This window comes from Nevskia sp. (genome assembly GCF_021732705.1).
GTDB lineage: Bacteria > Pseudomonadota > Gammaproteobacteria > Nevskiales > Nevskiaceae > Nevskia.
The window spans coordinates 240,306-260,809 of sequence record NZ_JAKFUM010000016.1; the positions used below are offsets into that span (position 1 = coordinate 240,306).

Here is a 20,504-nt window from a genome sequence, read left to right on the forward strand (position 1 = left end):
GCCGAATCCATGATCGACGCACGCGACTTGCCCGATAACCAGCGCATGCAGGCCGAAGTTTGCATCGTCGGGGGCGGCGCAGCCGGCATCGCGCTGGCGATTGAACTGGTCGCGACCGGCATCGACGTGTTGCTGATCGAATCCGGTGGTGTCGGCAGCAACCGCGAGGCCGATGCCCTGAATGTCGGCACCGTCGTCGACGAACGCCTGCATCCGCCGCTGGAGCAGAACCGCCGCCGCCAGTTCGGCGGATCGATCAGCAAGCGCGAGTCGCGCTGCACCGCGTTTACGGCGATCGAGCTGGAAATGCGGCGCTACGTCCCGGAAAGCGGCTGGCCGCTGACCGGCGACATGCTTGCGCCCTATTACGCGCGCGCCATGCGCCTGTGCGAGAGCGACGAGTCGGCGCAGACGCAGGAGCGCGACGCCTTGATGGCGCAGTCGCCGCTGGTGCCGGGCTTCCGGCCCGAACACTTCGACAGCGCCTCGATCGACCACTACGGCCCGCTGGTCGACTTCGGCAAGCGCTACGGCCGCCAGATCGCCGGCGCCACCAATGTCTGCGTGCTGAGCCACGCCACCGTCACCCGAATCCAGCTGAACCGCGGCGGTACGGCGGTCGAAGGCCTCGTCGTTCGCACCGAAGGCGGCCGGACGATCCAGATCAAGTCACGGCAGTTCGTGCTGGCGGCCGGCACGCTCGAAAACGCCCGCCTGCTGCTCGCGAGCCGTGATGTGCACCGCAACGGCATCGGCAACGACAACGACAACGTCGGCCGTTATCTCATGTGCCCGCTGCAGGGCGCGATCGGCACCGTGCAGCTGACCGAGCCGCCGAACGCGATCTGGTATGGCCACGCGCGTGATGCTGGCGGCATTCGCAGTCGTCGCCGGATGACCCTGAGCGACGACACCCAACGGCGGCTGCAGATCGGCCAGTTCGCGGTGCGCCTGCGCCATCCGACCGTCGACTCGGTGACCGGCAACAAGCTGGGGCTGTCGCATCTGCTGCCGCGCCTGATGCCGGGCCGCCAGACCCGGTTCCGCATCGACTGGCAGGCCGAGCAGCAGCCGAATCCGAGCAGCCGCGTGATGCTCGGCAGTACCGTCGATGCCACCGGCGTGCCGACGCTGCGCGCGGACTGGAACTGCAATGTCGCGGATTTCAAGACCGTTCGGCGCGGCGTCAACCTGTTCCGCGAAGCGCTGCGGCGCAGCGGCGCCGGCAGTTTCGATCACGATCCGGCGGCGCTGTCGGCGATGATCACCTGCCATGGCGACCAGGGTAACCATCACGTCGGCACGACGCGGATGGGAACCGACCGGCGTTCGTCGGTGGTCGACGCCGATTGCCGCGTGCATGGCGTCGACAACCTGTACGTTGCCGGTGCCTCGGTGTTCCCGACCTCCGGTCTGGGCGACCCGATGCTGACCGTGACCGCGCTCAGCATTCGCCTCGGCGAACGCCTGAAGCGGCAGGAACAGCGGGTGGTGACGCTGACGCCGCGCACCGCCGAAAACTGGACGTCGAACGTGCAGCCGCTGTTCGGCCACAACAGTCAGGTCGCCCGCCGCTGAACGCCAGCCGCCGCGACGATCATCGTCGCGGCGGTTCGATCCGGCGGCATTTTTCGGCCGGCGACCGGGACCGACCCGGGCCGAATCAGCGCGGCAGGGTGCGAGCCGCCGGCCGCAGTTCGATCGACACCCGACGCAGCAGGCCGAACACGCGCGGTCCCCGCACCAGATAGCGCTTGGCCAGGCGCCGCGGCGACTGCAACAGGCGGTACAGCCATTCGATGCCGAGCTTCTGCATCCACACCGGCGCGCGCTTCTCGACGCCGGTCAGGAAATCCACCGACGCGCCGATGCACAGCGCCAGCCCGCGGGCGATGCCGCGCTGCTTGAGCTGGCGGGCGATGATTTCCTGCTGCGGCGCGCCAACCCCGAGCAGGCAATAGCGGAACGGACTGTTGGCCTCGATGAACGCGAGGCAATCGGCCACCGCAAGGGGATTCTTGATGAAGCCCATCGGCGGGTTGTGGTGGGCAAGGCGCTTCAGGCCGTAGATCGAGGCGAGCTTTTCAGCCTGTTCCGGCCGGCCGCCGATCAGCACCAGCTTGTCGTCCGGCTGGATCACCTTGGCAAACAGCTGCGCGGTCAGGTCGCTGCCGGCACAGACCGGCAGCGACAGCCCCTGCGTGGCGGACACGATCTTCGCGAGGAAGCGGCTGTCGAGCAGCACGAACGCGGCTTCGTCGTACAGCGCGCGGAACTCGGCGTCCTCGTCGAGACGGATCAGGTGATCGGCATTCGGCGTGACCACGAAGCCGTAGGAATCGACGCCAAAGCCGGCGGCAGTCTCGACGAAGCGCGGCAGATCGTAATCGTCGAAGCGGATGACAGACAGGGACATGGGAACGCGCGGATGTGGGTGACAGTCGACAGCAACGAGCATACCGGGCACGGCTCGGGCCGGCATCGGACAATGCTTCCCGATGCCGTTTTTATGGCCTAGTACATCCCAATGGCGCCGTGCTGGCCGCGGTTTTTGGTCACAATCGGCCCGCGCCGCGACCCCACCCGGGAAGCACCGCCTCTCAGGAGACCCCGATGACCCGATCCGATGTGCCCGGCAGCGTTCCGGCCCGGTCGCACCCGCATGGTGCCCCCCGAAATCGCGGCCAACGGCTGCTGATCACGCTGGCACCGGCGCTGGCCCTGCCCGTCCTCGTCGGCAGCGGCGTTGCCGAGGCCGAGACCACCTTCATTCCGTACGTGTCGTCGACCACCAGCTACGACACCAACATCTACCGTGTCACCGATAAGTCGCAGGTCCCGGTGGTTCAGGGCAAGCAGGTCGATGCCGACTTCATCTTCAACAACGCCGTCGGTGTCGATGCCTCGTACCTCCTCGCCCAGCAACGCTTTTTCGTCAAGGCCGAAGGCAGCCGCTTCAACTACCTGAACATCCCCAGCCTCAATCAGAACGCCTACAACTACGGCGGTGGGCTCGATTGGACGCTGTTCGGACGGATCAAGGGCACGCTGTCCGGCACCGAGGTCAAGACCCGCGCGTCGTTCGCCGATCGCGACACCACCCGCCTCAACACGCAGCAGACCACCACGCTCGGCGCCACCACCGCGTTCCTGCTGACCAACGACGTCAACTTCAATGCCGGCTACAACGTCCGGATCCTGCAGACCCCGGCGCGCAACGCCCCCACCCTTCGGCTGGACGAGCGAACCTCGAGCGCGGCGATCAACTACATCGGCATCAATCGTCTCAGCGCCGGCATCACCGGCTCGTACACGACCAGCAACTACCGCGGCACGGCCGAGAACAACCGCTTCAAGCAGTACTCGGGTGGCACCCAGGTGCAGTACGTGGCCAGCGACATCTCGAACTTCGCGCTGACGCTCGGCTATTCGAAGCGGCAGGGCGCCTCGGGCGTCACCGGCGGCCTGAACTACCGGCGCGAACTGACCGGCAAGACCAGCGCCAACTTCGCATTCCTGCGCGCGGTGGAATCGTTCGATGCCGGCGACAACTCGATCATCTCCACCGGCGGCAGCGCCGGTCTGGTCTGGGCCGCCACGTCCCGCATCGAAACGACGCTGAACTATTCCTACACCGACAGCGTGTTCCGCGATGCCACCGCGGCGCCGACCGACTTCACCGGCCGCCGTGACCAGGCGCATGCGGTCAATCTCGGTGCGGCGTACGAAGCGCGTGACTGGCTGGTGCTCTCGCCGCTGGTGACCTACGCCCGGCGCGATTCGAACGTGCCGATCAGCAACTACGACGGCTTTGTCTTTTCGATGCAGGTTCGCGCCCAGTGGAAATAGGCGAGGTCTCGCCGCCACGCGTGATCCGCTGCACAGCGCCGATGCCGATCCGCGGGTTTTGCCGGTTCCGCCGGGTTCGTGGAACGGCACCTGCATGAGATCATTCCGAACCGCGACCCGAAGCACGCCGCACACCATGTTCTCGAACGTTCCTCCCCCGCTCTGGAAGCGCATCCTGCGCAAGCTGACGGACATCGTCCTGTCGCGCCTGCCCACCGGGCGCTGGTTGGCGCTGATCCCCGGCTTCCAGACCTGGTTCATTGCCCAGCAGATGAAGCGGCAGGACCACACCGGCCTGCATTCGCGCATCTACGCGACCTACGCCGAAGCGCTGGCCGACATCCCGCCGAGCCGCAAGGCCGGCTGGGACCTCGAGGAAAGCTCGACCCTCTGGCTCGACAACATCGACCCGGTGCGACCGTCGACCTATCCGGTGTTCTTCTGGATCACCCAGACCCTGAAGGCCGGCGAACGCCTCGTCGACCTCGGCGGCTCGATCGGGCTGACCTACTACGGGTTGCGCCGCTACATGACGCTGCCGGAAGGGGCCAGCTGGACTGTGGTCGAGGTGCCGCAGCTGGCCCGACAGGGCAAGGCCGTGGCCGAGCGCGAGAACGCCGGCAACCTGCATTTTCTCGATGACCTGCGCGCGGCCCCGCCGTGCACCGTGCTGCTGTCGGCCGGCGCCATGCAATTCATGGAACATTCGGTGCCCGGGCTGATCGAACAACTGGCCGCGAAGCCGCGCTACATCCTGCTGAACAAGCTGCCGGTGGTGCCGTACGAGGATTGCTGGACCCTGCACAACTATGGCCCCGCGGTCTGTCCGATGCGGCTCTACAACGAGCGCAACTTCATCGCCTATTTCGAATCCGCCGGCTACCGCCTGCGCGATCGCTGGGCGGTGCAGGATCTCGATGTGCTGATCCCGTTTCACCCGGAGCGCTTCCTGAAGGAGTTCTCCGGCTTCCTGTTCGAGCTTGCCGAGTGAGGATTCACCGATGACCGGTCCGGCCCATTCTTCGCTGCTGCACTTCGATGCCGAAGTGTTCCGGTCGTCGTTCGACCGCAAGCCGTTCGGCTACACCCACGACCTGCACCGCCTCGACCTGTTCTCGTTCGACAACCTGCTGAAGCTGGCCGAACGCTACGTGCCGACGCAGCCGGACTGGTTCGTCGCCGGCAGCGCGCCGACGCCGGGCACGGAGTTCTATTCGGTCGATCACGGCTACCTCAAGCCGCACGAAGCGATGATGCGGCTTGAGCAGGGCGCGCATCGCGTGCTGCTGAAGCGTCTGGAGAACCACGACTCCGCGTTCCGCGATCTGATGGACCTGCTGTTCAAGCAGATCATCGAACTGAACGGCGGCCTGCACGGCCAGAAGGTCGTCCGCCGCGAATCGGCCGTCTTCATCAGCTCGGGTGCCGCGATCACGCCGTTCCATTTCGACCCGGAAATCAACTTCTTCGCGCAGATCGAGGGCGAGAAGCGCTATCACGTCTACGCGCCGGTGGCGGTGTCCGAGCCGGAGCTGGAACGCTTTTTCGTCCGCGGCATGGTCGACATCGCCCAGATCGATCTCGACGGCCGCGATCGCAGCCACGAGCACGTGTTTCCGCTGGTCGCCGGCCTCGGCCTGCATCAGCCGCAGAACGCGCCGCACTGGGTCGAAACCGGTGCCAGCCGCTCGATCTCGTATTCGATCGTCTGGGAAACCGACAAGACCCGGGCCGATGGCCGGGTCCGCGCCTGCAACCACTACCTGCGGCAGGCCGGGCTGCAGCCGCGGCCGCCGGGCCGCGGCATCGACGCGGCGAAGGCCGCGGCAATGTCGGCGGTGACGCCGGTGCGGATGGCGACCGGCAATCTGCTGCGGTCGCTGCGCAGCCGGTGATCCACCGCGCCCGCGCCGTCCGCCGCCCATGACGTCCGATCGAGACTTTCCGACCGCCGGAGCGCCTGAATCCCGCCGTCCGGCGCCACGGACGAACGACCTGCGACCGCTGCCGCCGGCGCCTGCGGAGGCCGCCGGCAGCCGCTCGAATCGACAATCGATCCGTGCTGTAATCTTGGGATCGTGCTCTGGCGCAGCACGCAGGCACCACGCGTCAAGAGCCGGCAGGACGCATCGTCGATCCTTGTCGAAATTCCTGCACCAGGAGCCCTGCATGTCCGGATCATCGCCCGCTGTCGCCCGTTCCCGCCCCACGGTGCTCGCTGCACCGGCGCGGATCGCCGCGTCGCTGCTCGGCGCGGTGCTGGCACTGTCACTGCTGCTCGCCGCCGGGCCGGTCACCGCCGCGTTTCCCGACCACATCAACCTCGAGCTGGATAGCCAGCTCACCCGCAAGCCGACCGCCCCGGCCCCGGCGACGCCAACGACGACAGCGCCGCCGTCGACGGCGACCCCCGGCACCGTGCCGGGCACTGCACCGGGCAACCCGCCGGGCATTGCGCCGCTGGTGCTGCTCGGTGTCGGCGACAGCGTCAGCCTGCAGGTCTACGGCAAGCCGGATCTGAGCACCACCGTCGTGGTCTCGGAAGACGGCACGATCCAGGTGCCGCTGGCCGGGCCGGTCGAGGTCAAGGGCCTGTCACCGGCGCAGGCGTCGCAGAAAGTCGCGAAGGCGTTCCAGGATGGCGAGTTCCTGATCAACCCGCAGGTGTCGATCACGCTCGACAAGGGCACCAGCCAGCAGGTGTCCGTGCTGGGCGAAGTCGGCGGGCCGGGCCGCTATCCGGTGGAGTCGCGAACCACGGTGTTCGATCTGCTGGCACAGGCCGGCGGCAAGGCGGAAGACTCCTCCGACATCATTTTCCTGCTTCGGACCGATGAAAACGGCAAGGTCACGCGCACGCCGATCGATCTCAGCAGCCTATCCAATCCGAATATCGACTTTCCGACGATCAAGTTCCAGGGCGGCGATACCTTGTACGTGCCGCGCGGCGAACAGGTCTTCATCTATGGTGAGGTCAACAATCCGGGCAAGGTCAAGCTCGACCCGGGCATGACCCTGGTGCAGGCGCTGACCCTGGTCGGTGGCGTGACGCGCCGCGGCAGCACGAGCCGCATCGAGATCAAGCGCAAGAAGCCGGGTGGCGGGTACCTCACGGTGTATCCGAAACTCAACGACAAGCTGGAGCCGGACGACGTGATCCGGGTCAAGGAAAGCATATTCTGATGGCGATGAGAGACCAGCTTCCGGTCATCCCGATGTCGGCGGCCACGCCGATGTCAGGGCCGGTGGTGCCGCAGCAGTACACCCATCCGGGCATGTCGATCGCGCAGCTGATCGCGATCTCGAAGGCGTTCTGGAAGCACTCGGTGCTGATCGCACTGGCGGTATCGCTGCTGGTGGGCGTGATGGGCGTGCGGAAGCCCAAGACGTATGTCGCGACGGCAACGCTGATCATCAAGCCCGAGGTCAACGACCCGATCGCCGGCAAGGAATTTCCGCTGCAGTTGCTCGGCAACTACATGGCGACGCAGCTGGAGCTGATTTCCAGTTCCGTCGTGCTGCAGCTGGTGGTCGATCGCCTGAAGCTGCAGGACAACGAGAAGATGGCCGGGCCGAAGAAACTGCCGGAAGACGTGCGCCGCGCGGCTGCGGAAGCGTCGCTGCAGGCCAGTCTGGGCGTCAATCAGGGCCGCTACGGCAGCCAGCTGGTCTATGTCAGCTACACGGCGAATTCGCCGGTCGAAGCGGCGGACACGGCCAACACCATCGCCGAGATCTACGCCTCGCGCGATTACGAGCGCCGCAGCCCGGATACCGATCGCACCATCCGCGCGTTCAGCGCCCAGCTCGCCGAGCTGAAGGCCAAGGTGACCAAGGCGCAGGCGCAGCTGATGGAGTTCCAGCAGCGCACCGGCATCATTTCCGGCGGCAAGGACAACGCCGACGATGCCGCGCTGGCCTCGCTGCAGGAAGAGCTGATCGTCGCTCAGGGCAAGCGCCGCGCGCTCGAGATCGCCGCCTACAGCGCGCCCGGAGCCACGATTCCCGGCGCGACCTCCGAACTGCTCATCACGCTGCGCAACCAGCTGGCGGAGCAGGAAGCGAAGATGGCGGAGTACCGCCTGACCGATGGCCCGAAGAACCCTCGCGTGATCGAGCTGAAGACCCAGATCGCGGTCACGCAGCGCGAGATCGACAAGGCCGTGCGCAGCCAGTCGACCTCGGCCAACGCCGATCTGACCAATGCCCGTCAGCTCGAAGCGAAGATCCGCGCCGCGATCGCCGAGCAGGGCAAGCGCGTGATTTCGCAGAGTCAGCTGCGCGAGGAAGGCGAGAAGTATCGTGTCGAGCTCGAATCGGCTCAGACCACCTACCGCAACGCCTTCGAACGCTTCGACGAAATCACCCGCGCCACCAACTCGAGCTACAACAACATCAAGCTGGTCAGCCGCGCCACACCGCCGACCAAAGCGTCCAGTCGCCGCACGCGGACGACGGTGATGATGGCCGTGGTGCTCGGAATGGGTGCCGGCGGCATGCTCCCGCTGATGTACGGCCTCCTGTTCCGGCGCGTGCGCTGCCGTGACGACATCGAACGCGATTACGGCATTCCGGTCATCGTCGAGTTCAACGCCATTCCCGCCTGACGATGACTGACCCCGCTTCCAGCTCTGCGGCCGCAGACAAGCTGCTGCGCGACGCGCTGATCCGCGTCTGCGCGCTCGATGAAGAAGCTGTCCTGAAGATCGAGCACGCCGCGCGCGTGCTCGACATCAGCTTCCCCGAGGCCGCCATTTCCACCGGCTTCGTCACCGAAGAAGACGTCGAATACGCCCGCGAGACCACGCAGCAGGCCGTGCATGCACCGGTGGTCCACGCCCGGCTCGGCACCGAGCTGCTGAGCCATCGCGACCCGTTCGACAAGCGTGGCGAACGCATGCAGGCGCTGCGCACCGAACTGCTGCTGCGCCATGACGGCCTCGTCCGCGCCAACATGATGGCGCTGATCAGCCCCTGCGCCGGCGAAGGACGGTCGCGACTGTGCGCAGACCTTGCGATTGCCTTCTCGCAGCTCGGACATCCGACGCTGCTGGTCGATGCCGACCTGCGCCGTCCCCGGCAGCATCTGCTGTTCAATGCCGACAACGAGAACGGCCTGTCGCAGGCCATCGCGAAGCGCGTGATGCCGCCGCTGCTGTCGGTCGAAGGCCTGCCGCATCTGTCATTGCTGACGGCCGGGCCACAGCCGCTGAATCCGCTGGAACTGCTGTCCGACGGTCATTTCGAGCGGCTGGTGAAGGAGTGGCGGCACAGCTACGAGTTCGTCATCGTCGATACCGCGCCGGTCAGCCAGTTCTCGGATGGCCTCGCCGTGGCGACCGTGGTCGGCCGCGTGCTGACGATCGTCCGCGCCAATCACACGCCGTATCGCGAGCAGAAGGAGATGCTGCGTCGCCTGTCGGTGACCCGCTCGCAGATCCTCGGGGCCGTCATCAATCACTTCTGAACGAAGTCTCATGAATGGTGCCGGAATGCAATCCCGGATATTCCATCAGCCTCGGACGGGTCGAAATCAATCGTCTCGTCATGGCCTTGCGGTACGATTTTGAAGGCTGAGACGGGGCGGCGCGGCTTTTGCTCGCACCGGCATCTGTACCCGTCATTTCCATCCATTGCCACGCAGATGCCTATTCTTTCGCCATGAGCGGTTCCCCTCCAGACCGCACCAATGCTCACGACAAATCGCCGGACCAAGCGCTGAGCGCTGTGGCCGGATTCGACGGCGACCTGCTGCTCGATCTCGACGAAACGCTGTACCTGCGGAACTCCACCGAGGATTTCCTCGACTCGGCGTCGCCGGGTCTGCTGATCCTGATCCTGCTGCGCCTGATGGACGCCGTGAAGCCCTGGCGCTTCACCGGCGGGCTGCCGACGCGCGACTGGTGGCGCGTGCGCATGGTCCGGCTCTTCTGCCCCTGGGTGAGCTGGCGCTGGCGGCGACGGGTGGCCGTGCTGGCGCAGGCCAGCGCGAATCGTCCGTTGATCGATGCCGTTCGTGCGTCCAGAGGCCGCGCCATCATCGTCACCGCGGGTTTCGAGCCGATCGTGCGTCCGCTGATCGCCGAACTCGGGCTTGGCGATGCCCCGCTGGTGGCCTGCAAGGATGGTTCGCCACGCGATCGCCTGCGCGGCAAGCTGGCGCTGGCGATCGAAACGCTCGGTGACGAGTGCGTGCGCAACAGCATGGTCGTGACCGATTCGATCGACGACCGCGCGCTGCTGGACCACTGCCGATTCCCGGTGCGCACGCTGTGGCCGGATGCCCGCTATCGCCATGCGCTGCGTCGCGTCTATCTGCCCGGCCAGTACCTGACCGAGGTGAAGCGCCCCGGCCAGCGCTACATCATGCGCGGCATCCTGCAGGAGGATTACGCGTTCTGGCTGCTGTCGACGATCTTCTACGCGACGATGCCGCTGCTGCACGCCGTCGGCCTGCTGATCCTGCTGGTGTCGTTCTGGGCGATCTACGAGCGCGGCTATGTCGACAACGACCGCAGTGCCCAGAAATTCGAACACGATCCGCGGCTGAGCCGGAACTTCGGGCTGGTCGAGGTCGCCACGCCGACGGTGATGCCGTGGATCTGGGCGGCGGTCACCGGTGCCATCGCCATTTTCCTGCTGCGCTATCCCAGCGAGCCGGTGCCGAAGGACTTCGCGCTGTGGGCCCTGACCCTCGTGCTGACCCACGTCGCGTTCAAGGTCTACAACCGGATCGACAAGTCGACGCGCATCTGGCTGTTCCCCGGGCTGCAACTGGCGCGCACGGCGGCGTTCGTGTCGCTGGTGACCATCGGACCGGCGGCCTCGCTGGCTCTGAGCGCGCACGTGATCGCCCGCTGGGTGCCGTACTACCTGTATCGCGTCGGCAATCAGGATTGGCCGGAGGCGCCGTTCTTCCTGTCGCGGCTGATGTTCTACATCCTGCTGTGGACCATGGTTGCGGTGACGCAGGGTCACGGCTCGCTCGCCACACCGACCGCGGCTGCCCTGCTGTTCTGGAACATCCTCCGCGCCCGGAAGGATCTGGTGTCGGTCGTCAAGGCCGCGCACCGCATTGATCGCTGAACCGGCCATGAAGATCAGCCTCTGCATTGCCACCTATCGCCGGCCGGATCGGCTTGCCGCGCTGCTGGACGATCTGACCCGTCAGACCCTGCTGCCGGTCGAAGTCGTCGTCGTCGACAACCACGCCGAAGGCACGGCGCGGCCGGTGGTCGAGGAGCGCCTGCGTCTCGGCGCCCCGTTTCCGATCCATTACGGCATCCAGCCGGAACGCAACATCGCGCTGACCCGCAATCACACCGTTGCCGCTGCCCAGGCGGGCGACTGGCTGGCGTTCATCGATGACGACGAGCGCGCGGCCCCGGAATGGCTGCAGCAACTCGCCGACGCCGCGATCACGCTGCATGCCGATGCCGTGCTGGCGCCGGTGGTGCCGGTGGTGCCGGACAGCGCGCCGTCGTGGATCCGTGCCGGTCGCTTCTACGATTTCCCGCGCCTGCCGACCGGCGCGGAAGTGCCACTGAATCGCCTGCGCTTCGGCAACGTCATCGTCCGCGGCGCGCCGCTGCGGGCCGAGCCGGGCCCGTTCGACGTGTCGTTCGGCCTGTCGACCGGCGAAGACGGTGACCTGCTCGCGCGCCTGGTGCGCAAGGGTGCGAAGGTCGTCTGGTGCGACGAAGCGATCGTCACCGAGCCGGTCGAACCGTCACGCCTGTCGCTGAAATGGCTGCTGCAGCGTGGCCTGAGCGGCGGTCAGGAATTCGCCCGCAAGTCCCTGTCCGGGCTGTACGGGCCGATGACCGCGGTCGGCCGTCTGCGGCTGTTCGGCCAGGCCGGCGCGCAGCTCGTCGTCGCCGCGCTGGTGGCGTTGCTGGTGCTGCCGCTGGGTCGTCATCGCGCCGCGGCCTGGCTGGTCAAGGTTGCCGCCAATTACGGCAAGCTGACCGCGATGGTCGGTGCGCGCTACAACGAATACGCGAAGACAATGCCGTGACGCTCCTGCTCGCGGTCCTGCTGTTCGCGGTGGCCATTCCGGCCGTGTTCTCGTGTGGCTACCTGCTGCTGTTCACCGTGCTGTCGGCGCCGAATCCGGTGCCGCCGACGTCCTCGAAACGGCTGCGCTTCGATGTCATCGTGCCGGCGCACAACGAATCCGCCGTGATCGAACGCACCGTCGCCAGCCTGCTGAAGCTCGACTGGCCGCGTGACCGCTTCCGGCCGATCGTCGTCGCCGACAACTGCAGCGACGATACCGCCGCCCTCGCCCGCGCTGCCGGCGCCACGGTGCTGGAGCGCTTCAACACCGAGCTGCGCGGCAAGGGCTACGCGCTCGATCACGCGTTCAGCGCCAGCCGTCGCGAAGGCTGGGCCGATGCCGTCGTCATCATCGATGCCGACGCCGAAGTCTCGCCGAACACGCTCGAAGCGTTCGCCTGCCGCATCGAACGCGGCGCGCAGGCGGTGCAGGTGCATTACGGCATCCTCAATCCGATGGCCTCGTGGCGCACGCGCCTGCTGACCATCGCCAAGGCCTCGTTCCACATCGTCCGCTCGCGGGCGCGAGAGCGGCTTGGCCTGTCGTGCGGCATTCGCGGCAACGGCTGGTGCGTGACCCATCGCCTGCTGGTGGAAGTGCCGTACAAGGCGTTCTCGCTGACCGAAGATCTCGAGTACGGCATCACGCTCGGCCTCGCCGGACATCGCGTCCACTATGCCGACGAAGCGCATTCCGATGCCGACATGGTCACGTCGAGCGCCACCGCCGGCAAGCAGCGCCAGCGCTGGGAAGACGGCCGCTTCGCGTTGATCCGCGAAAAGACCGGCACCGTGCTGAAGGCGGCGATCGCGCGCCGCAGCAAGGTCTGCCTCGATCTCGCCTGCGATCTGCTGGTGCTGCCGCTGAGCTATGTCGCGCTGAACGCCGTGGCGCTGACCGTGCTCGCGATCGTCGGACTGTGGCTGGCGCCGGCGCTCGGCACGGTCTGGCTGTGGCTCGGCCTTGGCTGCACCGTGAGCATCGTGCTGTACGTGCTGCGTGGCTGGCAGCTCAGCGGGCTGGGCCGTCAGGGCTTAATCGATCTGGCCCGCGCGCCGTTCTTCATCGCCTGGAAGGTGGTGCTGATGCTGCGCCGGCGCGATAGCGGCTGGGTGCGAACCGATCGGGAAACGCCGCCATGAGCCTGATCGTGCCGTGAAGACGCTCGCAGGCCGGCACGGGGCCTTCGTCAAGATGTTCAGCAGCGCCGTGGTCAATCAGGCACTGCTGTCCGGAACCAGCCTCGTCGTCAGCCTGATCCTGATCCGCAATACCAGCGACCGCGAGTACGGCTACTACGTGCTGGTGCTGGCCGCGATGCTGCTGCTGAGCAGCCTGCAGAACTCGTTCTACCAGCCGGCGATGGTCGAGCGGATGACCCGCTACGACCAGCCGCAGCGTCAGGCGCTGATCGGCGGTCTGATCACCGAAATCCGTCGGGCCTGGCTGTGGCTCGCGGGCGCGGTGCTGGCGCTGGCCGCCGGGCTCGGCATCACCGGCCTGCTGCCGGTGGAACTGGCCGCACTGCTCGCGATCAGCACAGTGGCCGCGCTGGCCACCGTCCGCCGCGAGTTCGGCCGCACCACGCTGATCGCCCATCACCGCATCGATGCCGTGTTCACGGCCGATCTGGCCTATGCGCTGCTGATGGTGGCCGGTGTCGGCGTCGCGGTGCTGTTCCCGCAGTCCTCGCTGGCCGCGGTCGCGACGCTGGCGCTGGCCAGCGCCATCGGTGGCTCGCTGCTGATGCGCCGTCTGAAGGCGCACGAAGCCTGGGACACGCCAGGGGAACGCGGCATCCTGCGGCAGATCGCGCCGCTGGCGATCTGGTCCACCGCCGGCGCGGTGATCCACTGGAGCTTCAGCCAGGGCTACACCTACCTCGTGGCGGGCACGCTCGATGTCGTCGCCGTCGCCGCGATCGGCGCCACCCGGCTGACCTTGATGCCGGTGAACCTGCTGTCGACCGGCATCGGCTCGCTGATGCTGCCGCTGGCCGCGCGCTGGCTGCACCATCACGGCGCGCGCCATGCATTCAATCGCCTGATCCTGTTCGCCGGCGGGCTGGCGGGCGCCGCGCTGCTCTACTTCGCCGTGCTCTGGCTGCTGCGCGACTGGATCTTCGGCAGCCTGCTGAAGAAACAGTTCGCCGATCGCGATCTGCTGCTGCTGCTGTGGGGCGCAGCCTCGGTGCTGGCGGTGGTCCGCGACCAGCTGGTGTTCCTGCCGGTGGCGCGCCAGCGTTTCCATCCGCTGACCGGCCTCGCCGCCGGCAGCGCGATCACGGCGCTGGTGACGAGCTACGTCGGCATCCTGCATCTCGGCGTGGCCGGTGCGCTGATCGGCGTGCTGGTGGGCGAAGCGATCAACCTGGCCGGCCTGTTCGTGCTGTCGGCGCGGGAGATCCGGCAAGAGGAAGCGTCGAAGAAATCCGACTCACCGCCGCCCGCCGCCTGACGCGACGCGGCGGCGCGCGCTCGATCAGCCCGGGGCGAGCCGCACCAGCGTTGCATCGCCGGCATGGCGACCGGGCCACACCTTCAGCACCTCGGCCGTTTCCGGCCGCTCGCCGCCGAAGCACAGTCGCAGCGCCGCGCCATCCGGCTGGCGCAGGCGCTGGCCGGTCACCAGCTGCAGGTATTCGCCGAGCGGCCATTCCGGCGTCGGCGGCCGGAACTGGCGATTCAGCGGATTGCCGGAACGGATCGGGAAATCGGCCTGCGAGCACAGCGCCAACTGGCCGGTCAGCGACGTATCCGCCGCCAGCCAGTCGAGCGCCTCCTTGAGCTGGTGGGTCTTCTCGCCTTCCGCCCGCAGGCTGGCGGCCAGACCGTCGACCACCGGGACCGGAATCTCCAGCCGCAGCAAGGTCAGCAGGGCGAAGGTCGCCGCCACTGCCGCCACGCCGAGCGCACGCACCAGCACGAGGCGGGCTGCCGGAATCGCCAGACCATCGACCGTGATCAGCAGGCACGGCATCAGCACGTAGACCGTGTAGGTCGGAGAGCCGGTGCTGGTCGCCACCGGCAGCAGCGCGCAGATGCCGAGCAGTGCGGCCAGTCGCAGCCGCCGCTCGAACAGCGCCCGGATGCCGCACACCAGAATCCACGCGAACGTCACCGGCAGGCCGATGACATGCAGGAGCGCCGAGACCGCCAGCGCCAGCCCGCCCAGCAGCAGCGGCGAGCCGCCATGGACACGCCCGGCGACGGCCGCTGCCACCACGGCGAAGAAGCCGGCCAGCAGCGACAGCAGGACATTCAGCTCCAGCGCCCGATACGAGGTCAGCAGGCCGAGCACCGGATCGCCCGATGCCAGATCGCTGGAGCCGGACACCAGCAGCTTGGTCACCGCCGCGGCCACCACGATGGTGACTGTCACCGGCAGCGGCGACGGCCAGCGCCGGTCGCGCAGCGCCAGTTCCAGCCACGAGGCGCCGACGTAGGCCGCAAAGAACAGGAACGCGAAGGTGTGGAACATCGCGGCCAGTGCGGCCAGCAGCAGCAGCGACACGGCGCTGTTCCAGCCGGTATCGGCGGGCAGCCGCTCGCGGCCGAGCAGCCAGGCCAGGAACACCAGCAGCGGACCGTAGAACACGCCGTGCAGATGGAACAGATAGATGTACGGCGAGAAGAACCCGGCCAGCGCCAGCAGCGCGGCGAAGCCGAACGCGAGACGTGCCGTCGATGCGCGCAGCGCCACCCACCAGGCCAGCACCGTGATCGCGAAGTTCAGCGCCTGCTGCAGCGCAATGCCCTGCGTCAGCTGCCAGCCGGTCCAGGCCATCGCGACGCCGAGCGGCCGCCAGGTCTGCACCGGGCGGATCGGATGCCAGTCGAACAGGTGCGCGATGCCGGCGCGCTGCATGTCGGTGACCCAGACCAGCGATTCGTTGTGGTGATCCCACGGAAAGCCGAGGCCGAACCACAGCCCGAGCGAGGCCACCGCGAGCACGGCGGCGAGACAGGTATCGAAACGGGAAGTCGGCATCGGGCGGGAACGTGCGGGATCGATTCAGGTTGCAGTGCAGCAATCGCAGATGCGGATCATACGAAACCCGGCATCACCGCGACGTGCAATCGATCAAGGCGCCGGGTGGCAACTTCACTCCACTCCGCGCGCCATCGAGCCTCAGACGGCCAGCGCCAGCCGCTCGCTGCTGTACAGCCGCACGGCCAGCGCGCTCGCTGCCAGCGCCGCCAGCAAGGTGCCGGCCGTGCACAGCGCGAACGCGGCCAGGCCCGGCGCATCGCCGCGCGCCAGCTGGTTGATCAGCAGGCTCTGCCCGAGCAACGGCGTCGCCAGCATCCACGCCAGCGGCTTGATCGGGTTGATCACCAGCATCAGGCTCGGGATCGCCGGGATGATCATCAGGAACTGCAGATAGGTCTGCGCTTCGCGGAAGCTGCGGGCAAACGACGCGATGATGGTCTGCACCGCCGCGGCCAGCAGCGCGATCGGCATCAGCAGCGCCATCACGGCCAGCGCGGTCAGCGGCGACAGATCGAGATCGAAGCCGAGATCGTTGGTCGGCACGAACTTGAGCCCGATCGCGAACGCGATGATGCAGGTCACGACCGAGGCCGCCGCGAACACGAAGGTCGCGGCCAGCTTGCCGGTCATGATCTGGCCGGGCGCGACCGGTGTCGTCATCAGCGGCTCCAGCGACTGCCGCTCGCGCTCGCCCGCCGTGGCGTCGATCGCCAGATACATGCCGCCGAGGAACGCGCACAGGATCAGGAAGTACGGCAGCATCGCCAGCAGCGTCGCGCCGCGGCTGCGGGCCGTCGACAGATCATGGCGGGCGATCAGCAGCGGCCGGCCAAGCTGCGGATCGATGCCGCGCACCTGCAGCCGCAACGCCGCGATCTGGCCGCTGTAGGCGTCCAGCAGCGCCCGGATCCGGCCGAGCGTCGCGCGCGTCGTCTGCCGCGATTCATCGAGCAGCAGATCGACCTTCGCCGGCTCGCCGGCCCGCCAGGCCTCGCCGAATGCCGGGGTCAGCCGGACGATCACGTCCTCGTCCTGTGCGCGGATCGCGCCTTCCGGATCGGCCGGCGCCGCCTTGATCGTCACGCCCTGCTGGCGCAGGAAGCCGATCAGGTTCGGCGCGTGTTCGGCGCCGATCACCGGGATCGACAGCGACTTCTCGGCATCCTCGTTCTGCTTGCCGACGATGAACGCGGTCATCACCGCGAACAGCACCGGCCCGAACAGCGGCCCGTACAGCAGCGCCATGCCGAGCGCGCGTCGATCGCGCAGGTTCTCGCGCACTTCCTTGACGAAGACCGTCCACCAGCCAAAGCGTGTTGATGCCTGCATGACCATTTCCTGTTCGGTGTCGACCGACTGCTGTTCCACGCGTGTGCCGATGGCGGTGCCGGGGCTGCCGCCCATTGATGTGACGCTCGACAGTGCCATTCAAGGCACTGTCGAAAGCGCGCGTCACATCCTGCCGGGGCTGCCGCCCATTGATGTGACGCTCGACAGTGCCATTCAAGGCACTGTCGAAAGCGCGCGTCACATCAATCCTTCTCCTGATCCGATGACTTTGACGAAGACATCTTCGAGATTCGATTCGCCGGTCTGCGCCCGCAGTTCGTCGGCGGTGCCGGAGGCGACGACGCGCCCGCCGGCGACGACGACGATGTGGTCACACAGGGCGGCAACCTCTTGCATGATGTGACTCGAGAACACGATGCAGCGGCCCTGCGCGCGCAGTTCGCGCAGGAAGCCGCGCATCGCGCGCGTCGCCATCACGTCGAGGCCGTTCGTGGGTTCGTCGAGCAGGATGTTCTGCGGGTCGTGGACCACGGCGCGGGCAATCGCGGTCTTGACCCGCTGGCCCTGCGAGAAGCCTTCGGTGCGGCGATGCTCGATGTCGCGCAGGTCCAGTGCCTGCACCAGCGCATCGGTCCGCGCCTTCAGCGTGGCGTCGTCGAGGCCCTGCAGGCGGCCGAAGTATTCGATGTTCTCGCGCGCGCTCAGGCGCTTGTACAGGCCACGCGCGTCCGGCAGCACGCCGAGCCGCCGGCGCACGCCAACCGGGTCCTGCACGGTGTCGAGACCATCGACCTGCACGGTGCCGGTGTCCGGCTTCAGCAGCGCATAGAGCATGCGCAGGGTCGTGGTCTTGCCGGCACCGTTCGGGCCGAGCAGGCCGGTGATGCGGCCGTCGGCGGCGTGAAAGCTGACATCGCGCACGGCGCTGACACCGCCGAACGACCGGCTCAGGTTCGTCGCAATGATCATGGCTGCGGCCCCAGGTAGCTGGTGAACGCCGGCGTGTTGCCGAAGCTGTTGAGACAGCTCGTGTCGAGCGCCGCCGGCTTCAGCGTGTCGACGAACACGGCGGCGAGCTTCGGCAGGCAGCCGCGCGTCATCACGATGTGGCCGCGTCCCCGGGCGACGAGGTGGCGGCTGTTCGACAGGGTTTTCGCGGCGATCTCGGCGAAACGCGGCGGCGTCACCGGATCCCACTCGCCGGACAGCAGCAGCACCGGCTTGTCCGACACCACCGGCTGCTTGAAGCCCGGCGGCCGCGTGCCGGTCGGCCAGACCGGGCACTGCGCACGCAGCAGGCGCACCAGCCCATTGCCGATCAGCCGGCCTGCGTCGGCCGGATCGTCCCGCAGTTCCGGCAGGTCCTCGGCGCAGATCACGGACAGTTCCATGCCGTGCGCGAGGCGTTCCGGCAGCTTGCGATACAGCGTCAGGCCCTGCGCCAGCAGCGGCTGCGGCCGACCGTGGGCGGCTTCGTCGATCAGCAGCGGCAGCAGCGCGGCCGATTCCGGGGCGTAGGCATACAGGCGCACGATGCCGGCGAGCGCATCGGCCGTCAGCGTTCGGGTGACCGGTTGCTGCGTCACCGGGTCCGGCAGCGTCACCGTCGGCGGCGCGGCTTGCAGCGACTGGCGCAGCGCCGCCAAGGTCGCCGCCGGATCGCCGAAGCGCTGGGCGCAGGCGGCGTCGGCGCGGCAGGCGGCGAAGATGCGATCGAGCCCATCGTCGAGATTGCGCGCGTGACTCTGGCCCAGCGCTTCGTCCTGCGGCACCACGCCATCGAGGATCACCGAACGCAGGCTGTCCGGATGCGCCTGCAGATAGCTCAGGGCCACGCGGGTGCCGTACGAGCCGCCGACGAGGTTGTACTGCGGCTTGCCGAGGGCGGCGCGCAGGGTTTCCAGATCGCGGATCGCGTCGGTCGTGGTGTAGAAGCGCGGATCGGCGCGATCCTTGACGCCATCGAGGCAGGCCTGCGCCAGTGCGCGCAGGCGTTCGGGCGTCGGCGCGGCTTCGTCGAACGCCTCGTCCTGACCGGGCCGCGGGCAGGCCAGCCGGTTCGATTCGCCGGTGCCGCGCTGATCGACCAGCAGCACGTGGCGGTCGCGCAGCAGCTTGCGGAACGCCGGCTGCACCTGATCGAAGGTCTCCACCGCGGACTGCCCGGGACCACCGGCGAGAAACACCAGCAGATCCGGCTTCGGTTTCGCCGAGCGCGCCGGGACCAGCGCCACGTTCAGCCGGATCTTCCGGCCTTCAGGATGGGCCGGGTCTTCGGCCACTTCGAACTTCGTGCAGTAGGCCTCGATGGCTTCGGCGCGCTGCTGGCCGCCGATATCGCAGGCCGTGAAACGCACCTGGCCGATCCGGCGATCATCAGCACGCGCCGCGACCGTGCCGAGGCCGATCGCGCCGGCGAGCAGCGGGGTGATCGTGCGGCGCATGGCAGCCGCCGTGAAGGATGTGGCGAACAGGCCTTTCATGGCTCGAACAGGTCCTCGATGCGGGTCTGGAACAGCGATGCGATGCGGAATGCCAGCGGCAGGCTCGGGTCGTACTTGCCGGTCTCGATCGCGTTGACCGTCTGCCGCGACACCTGCAGGCGCTCGGCGAGATCGGCCTGCGTCCAGCCCAGCACGGCGCGGCGATCCCTGATCGAATTCTTCACCGGTAGCGCCACCACGACACCAGCAGGCCGTAGCCGCAGCCGACCGCGTTGGCGATCAGCACGCCGACCGGCGCGGCCCGCGGCATGCCGGCGAAGCCTTCGAGCAGGGTCACGGCGATGACGTAGGCCATCGACGCTGCAACACCGTAGAGCAGCGATTCGAAATAGCGCGCGCGCTGCAGTTCGTCGATCCGGCGCAGGTTGCGGAACTCCAGCCAGCAGGCGCCGAGTGCCAGCGCCGTCGGCAGCACCACGGCCGCGTAACGCCACTGGCTGCCGTCCGGCACGCCGCGCAGCAGCAGCTTGGTCGCGATGATCGTGCCGAAGAACAGCACGACCCAGACGGTGTACTCGATCCAGTAATGCCTGCCGTAGAACGCCATGCCGGGGTCCCCGCTCGTGCGGCCTTGAAGTCAAGGTCGCTTGACTTTCAGCCTAGTGCGGTCGAATTTTGATGTCAAGGACGTTTTACTTTCAGCCCCGCGTGGTCGCCTCGCGGTCGGGCAGCAGCGGCGCAATAGGTGTTTAACCCCACATAACCAGACAAAAGCACCACATTGTGGGAGCGGGTCTCTCGGGAGCATCTTCCTTTCTGCCTCTCGCCGATCGTAGCGCAACAGGAGAGCAAGCTCACCAAACTTGTTT

Annotated in this window: 18 protein-coding genes; 11 read left to right on the plus strand and 7 right to left on the minus strand. The window is 67.5% G+C overall.

The window, feature by feature from the left end:
- Positions 1-45 precede the first annotated feature (45 nt).
- Positions 46-1,578 carry an FAD-dependent oxidoreductase gene (locus QZ951_RS17525; RefSeq protein WP_293002958.1) on the plus strand — a complete coding sequence of 511 codons (1,533 nt, stop codon included), beginning with the start codon at positions 46-48 and terminating at the stop codon, positions 1,576-1,578.
- 85 nt (positions 1,579-1,663) lie between these two features.
- On the opposite strand, the gene QZ951_RS17530 is transcribed toward QZ951_RS17525, so the two are convergent.
- Complete coding sequence (locus QZ951_RS17530; RefSeq protein WP_293002959.1) at positions 1,664-2,416, minus strand: WecB/TagA/CpsF family glycosyltransferase; 753 nt, start codon at positions 2,414-2,416, stop codon at positions 1,664-1,666.
- Between the two features lie 197 nt (positions 2,417-2,613).
- Here QZ951_RS17530 and QZ951_RS17535 point away from each other — a divergent pair, with 197 nt between their 5' ends.
- From QZ951_RS17535 to QZ951_RS17580, 10 genes are all read left to right on the plus strand, one after another.
- On the plus strand, positions 2,614-3,849 hold the full coding sequence (locus QZ951_RS17535) for a hypothetical protein (RefSeq protein WP_293002960.1): 1,236 nt from the start codon (positions 2,614-2,616) through the stop codon (positions 3,847-3,849).
- Positions 3,850-3,985: 136 nt separating this feature from the next.
- Complete coding sequence (locus QZ951_RS17540; protein WP_293002961.1) at positions 3,986-4,840, plus strand: methyltransferase, TIGR04325 family; 855 nt, start codon at positions 3,986-3,988, stop codon at positions 4,838-4,840.
- Positions 4,841-4,850: 10 nt separating this feature from the next.
- Complete coding sequence (locus QZ951_RS17545) at positions 4,851-5,744, plus strand: hypothetical protein (protein WP_293002962.1); 894 nt, start codon at positions 4,851-4,853, stop codon at positions 5,742-5,744.
- 274 nt (positions 5,745-6,018) lie between these two features.
- Positions 6,019-7,032: a polysaccharide biosynthesis/export family protein gene (locus tag QZ951_RS17550; protein WP_293002964.1), complete on the plus strand. Its 1,014-nt coding sequence runs from the start codon at positions 6,019-6,021 to the stop codon at positions 7,030-7,032.
- Entirely contained in the window at positions 7,032-8,456 is a 1,425-nt protein-coding gene (locus QZ951_RS17555; protein WP_293002965.1) for a hypothetical protein, read from the plus strand. Before QZ951_RS17550 ends, QZ951_RS17555 begins: the two co-directional genes overlap by 1 nt.
- Before the next feature lie 2 nt (positions 8,457-8,458).
- Positions 8,459-9,316 carry a CpsD/CapB family tyrosine-protein kinase gene (locus QZ951_RS17560; RefSeq protein WP_293002966.1) on the plus strand — a complete coding sequence of 286 codons (858 nt, stop codon included), beginning with the start codon at positions 8,459-8,461 and terminating at the stop codon, positions 9,314-9,316.
- A 194-nt stretch (positions 9,317-9,510) separates the two neighbouring features.
- Positions 9,511-10,935, plus strand: a complete 1,425-nt coding sequence (locus QZ951_RS17565) for a haloacid dehalogenase-like hydrolase (RefSeq protein ID WP_293002967.1) — start codon at positions 9,511-9,513, stop codon at positions 10,933-10,935.
- A gap of 7 nt (positions 10,936-10,942) precedes the next feature.
- Positions 10,943-11,866, plus strand: a complete 924-nt coding sequence (locus tag QZ951_RS17570) for a glycosyltransferase family 2 protein (protein ID WP_293002968.1) — start codon at positions 10,943-10,945, stop codon at positions 11,864-11,866.
- Positions 11,863-13,050, plus strand: a complete 1,188-nt coding sequence (locus QZ951_RS17575; protein WP_293002969.1) for a glycosyltransferase family 2 protein — start codon at positions 11,863-11,865, stop codon at positions 13,048-13,050. Before QZ951_RS17570 ends, QZ951_RS17575 begins: the two co-directional genes overlap by 4 nt.
- Positions 13,051-13,063: 13 nt before the next feature.
- The gene (locus QZ951_RS17580) at positions 13,064-14,365 is read left to right on the plus strand and encodes a hypothetical protein (RefSeq protein WP_293002971.1); all 1,302 of its coding nucleotides are present in this window, start codon (positions 13,064-13,066) and stop codon (positions 14,363-14,365) included.
- Between the two features lie 24 nt (positions 14,366-14,389).
- Here the strand turns inward: QZ951_RS17580 and QZ951_RS17585 are convergent, their stop codons facing one another.
- The 6 genes from QZ951_RS17585 to QZ951_RS17610 all read right to left on the minus strand — a co-directional run bounded on the left by QZ951_RS17585 (position 14,390) and on the right by QZ951_RS17610 (position 20,242).
- Positions 14,390-15,898: a hypothetical protein gene (locus QZ951_RS17585; protein ID WP_293002973.1), complete on the minus strand. Its 1,509-nt coding sequence runs from the start codon at positions 15,896-15,898 to the stop codon at positions 14,390-14,392.
- A gap of 141 nt (positions 15,899-16,039) precedes the next feature.
- Entirely contained in the window at positions 16,040-17,329 is a 1,290-nt protein-coding gene (locus tag QZ951_RS17590) for an ABC transporter permease (protein ID WP_293002974.1), read from the minus strand.
- A 99-nt stretch (positions 17,330-17,428) separates the two neighbouring features.
- On the minus strand, positions 17,429-18,160 hold the full coding sequence (locus QZ951_RS17595) for an ATP-binding cassette domain-containing protein (RefSeq protein ID WP_293002975.1): 732 nt from the start codon (positions 18,158-18,160) through the stop codon (positions 17,429-17,431).
- A complete protein-coding gene (locus tag QZ951_RS17600) occupies positions 18,157-19,674 on the minus strand; it encodes an alpha/beta hydrolase (RefSeq protein ID WP_293002977.1) in 1,518 nt (505 codons plus the stop codon). The genes QZ951_RS17595 and QZ951_RS17600 overlap by 4 nt, the downstream gene beginning before the upstream one ends.
- Positions 19,671-19,859 carry a helix-turn-helix transcriptional regulator gene (locus tag QZ951_RS17605; protein WP_293002979.1) on the minus strand — a complete coding sequence of 63 codons (189 nt, stop codon included), beginning with the start codon at positions 19,857-19,859 and terminating at the stop codon, positions 19,671-19,673. The genes QZ951_RS17600 and QZ951_RS17605 overlap by 4 nt, the downstream gene beginning before the upstream one ends.
- Positions 19,856-20,242, minus strand: coding sequence for a hypothetical protein (locus QZ951_RS17610; RefSeq protein WP_293002980.1), 387 nt, complete (start codon positions 20,240-20,242; stop codon positions 19,856-19,858). Before QZ951_RS17610 ends, QZ951_RS17605 begins: the two co-directional genes overlap by 4 nt.
- Between the last annotated feature and the right edge of the window lie 262 nt (positions 20,243-20,504).

What these genes read in the sequence shown, in the direction of transcription:
- QZ951_RS17525 (WP_293002958.1), top strand. Translation starts at nt 46, where the DNA reads ATGCAGGCCGAAGTTTGCATCGTCGGGGGCGGCGCAGCCGGCATCGCG.
- QZ951_RS17530 (WP_293002959.1), bottom strand. Translation starts at nt 2,416, where the DNA reads ATGTCCCTGTCTGTCATCCGCTTCGACGATTACGATCTGCCGCGCTTC.
- QZ951_RS17535 (WP_293002960.1), top strand. Translation starts at nt 2,614, where the DNA reads ATGACCCGATCCGATGTGCCCGGCAGCGTTCCGGCCCGGTCGCACCCG.
- QZ951_RS17540 (WP_293002961.1), top strand. Translation starts at nt 3,986, where the DNA reads ATGTTCTCGAACGTTCCTCCCCCGCTCTGGAAGCGCATCCTGCGCAAG.
- QZ951_RS17545 (WP_293002962.1), top strand. Translation starts at nt 4,851, where the DNA reads ATGACCGGTCCGGCCCATTCTTCGCTGCTGCACTTCGATGCCGAAGTG.
- QZ951_RS17550 (WP_293002964.1), top strand. Translation starts at nt 6,019, where the DNA reads ATGTCCGGATCATCGCCCGCTGTCGCCCGTTCCCGCCCCACGGTGCTC.
- QZ951_RS17555 (WP_293002965.1), top strand. Translation starts at nt 7,032, where the DNA reads ATGGCGATGAGAGACCAGCTTCCGGTCATCCCGATGTCGGCGGCCACG.
- QZ951_RS17560 (WP_293002966.1), top strand. Translation starts at nt 8,459, where the DNA reads ATGACTGACCCCGCTTCCAGCTCTGCGGCCGCAGACAAGCTGCTGCGC.
- QZ951_RS17565 (WP_293002967.1), top strand. Translation starts at nt 9,511, where the DNA reads ATGAGCGGTTCCCCTCCAGACCGCACCAATGCTCACGACAAATCGCCG.
- QZ951_RS17570 (WP_293002968.1), top strand. Translation starts at nt 10,943, where the DNA reads ATGAAGATCAGCCTCTGCATTGCCACCTATCGCCGGCCGGATCGGCTT.
- QZ951_RS17585 (WP_293002973.1), bottom strand. Translation starts at nt 15,898, where the DNA reads ATGCCGACTTCCCGTTTCGATACCTGTCTCGCCGCCGTGCTCGCGGTG.
- QZ951_RS17590 (WP_293002974.1), bottom strand. Translation starts at nt 17,329, where the DNA reads ATGGCACTGTCGAGCGTCACATCAATGGGCGGCAGCCCCGGCACCGCC.
- QZ951_RS17595 (WP_293002975.1), bottom strand. Translation starts at nt 18,160, where the DNA reads ATGATCATTGCGACGAACCTGAGCCGGTCGTTCGGCGGTGTCAGCGCC.
- QZ951_RS17600 (WP_293002977.1), bottom strand. Translation starts at nt 19,674, where the DNA reads ATGAAAGGCCTGTTCGCCACATCCTTCACGGCGGCTGCCATGCGCCGC.
- QZ951_RS17610 (WP_293002980.1), bottom strand. Translation starts at nt 20,242, where the DNA reads ATGGCGTTCTACGGCAGGCATTACTGGATCGAGTACACCGTCTGGGTC.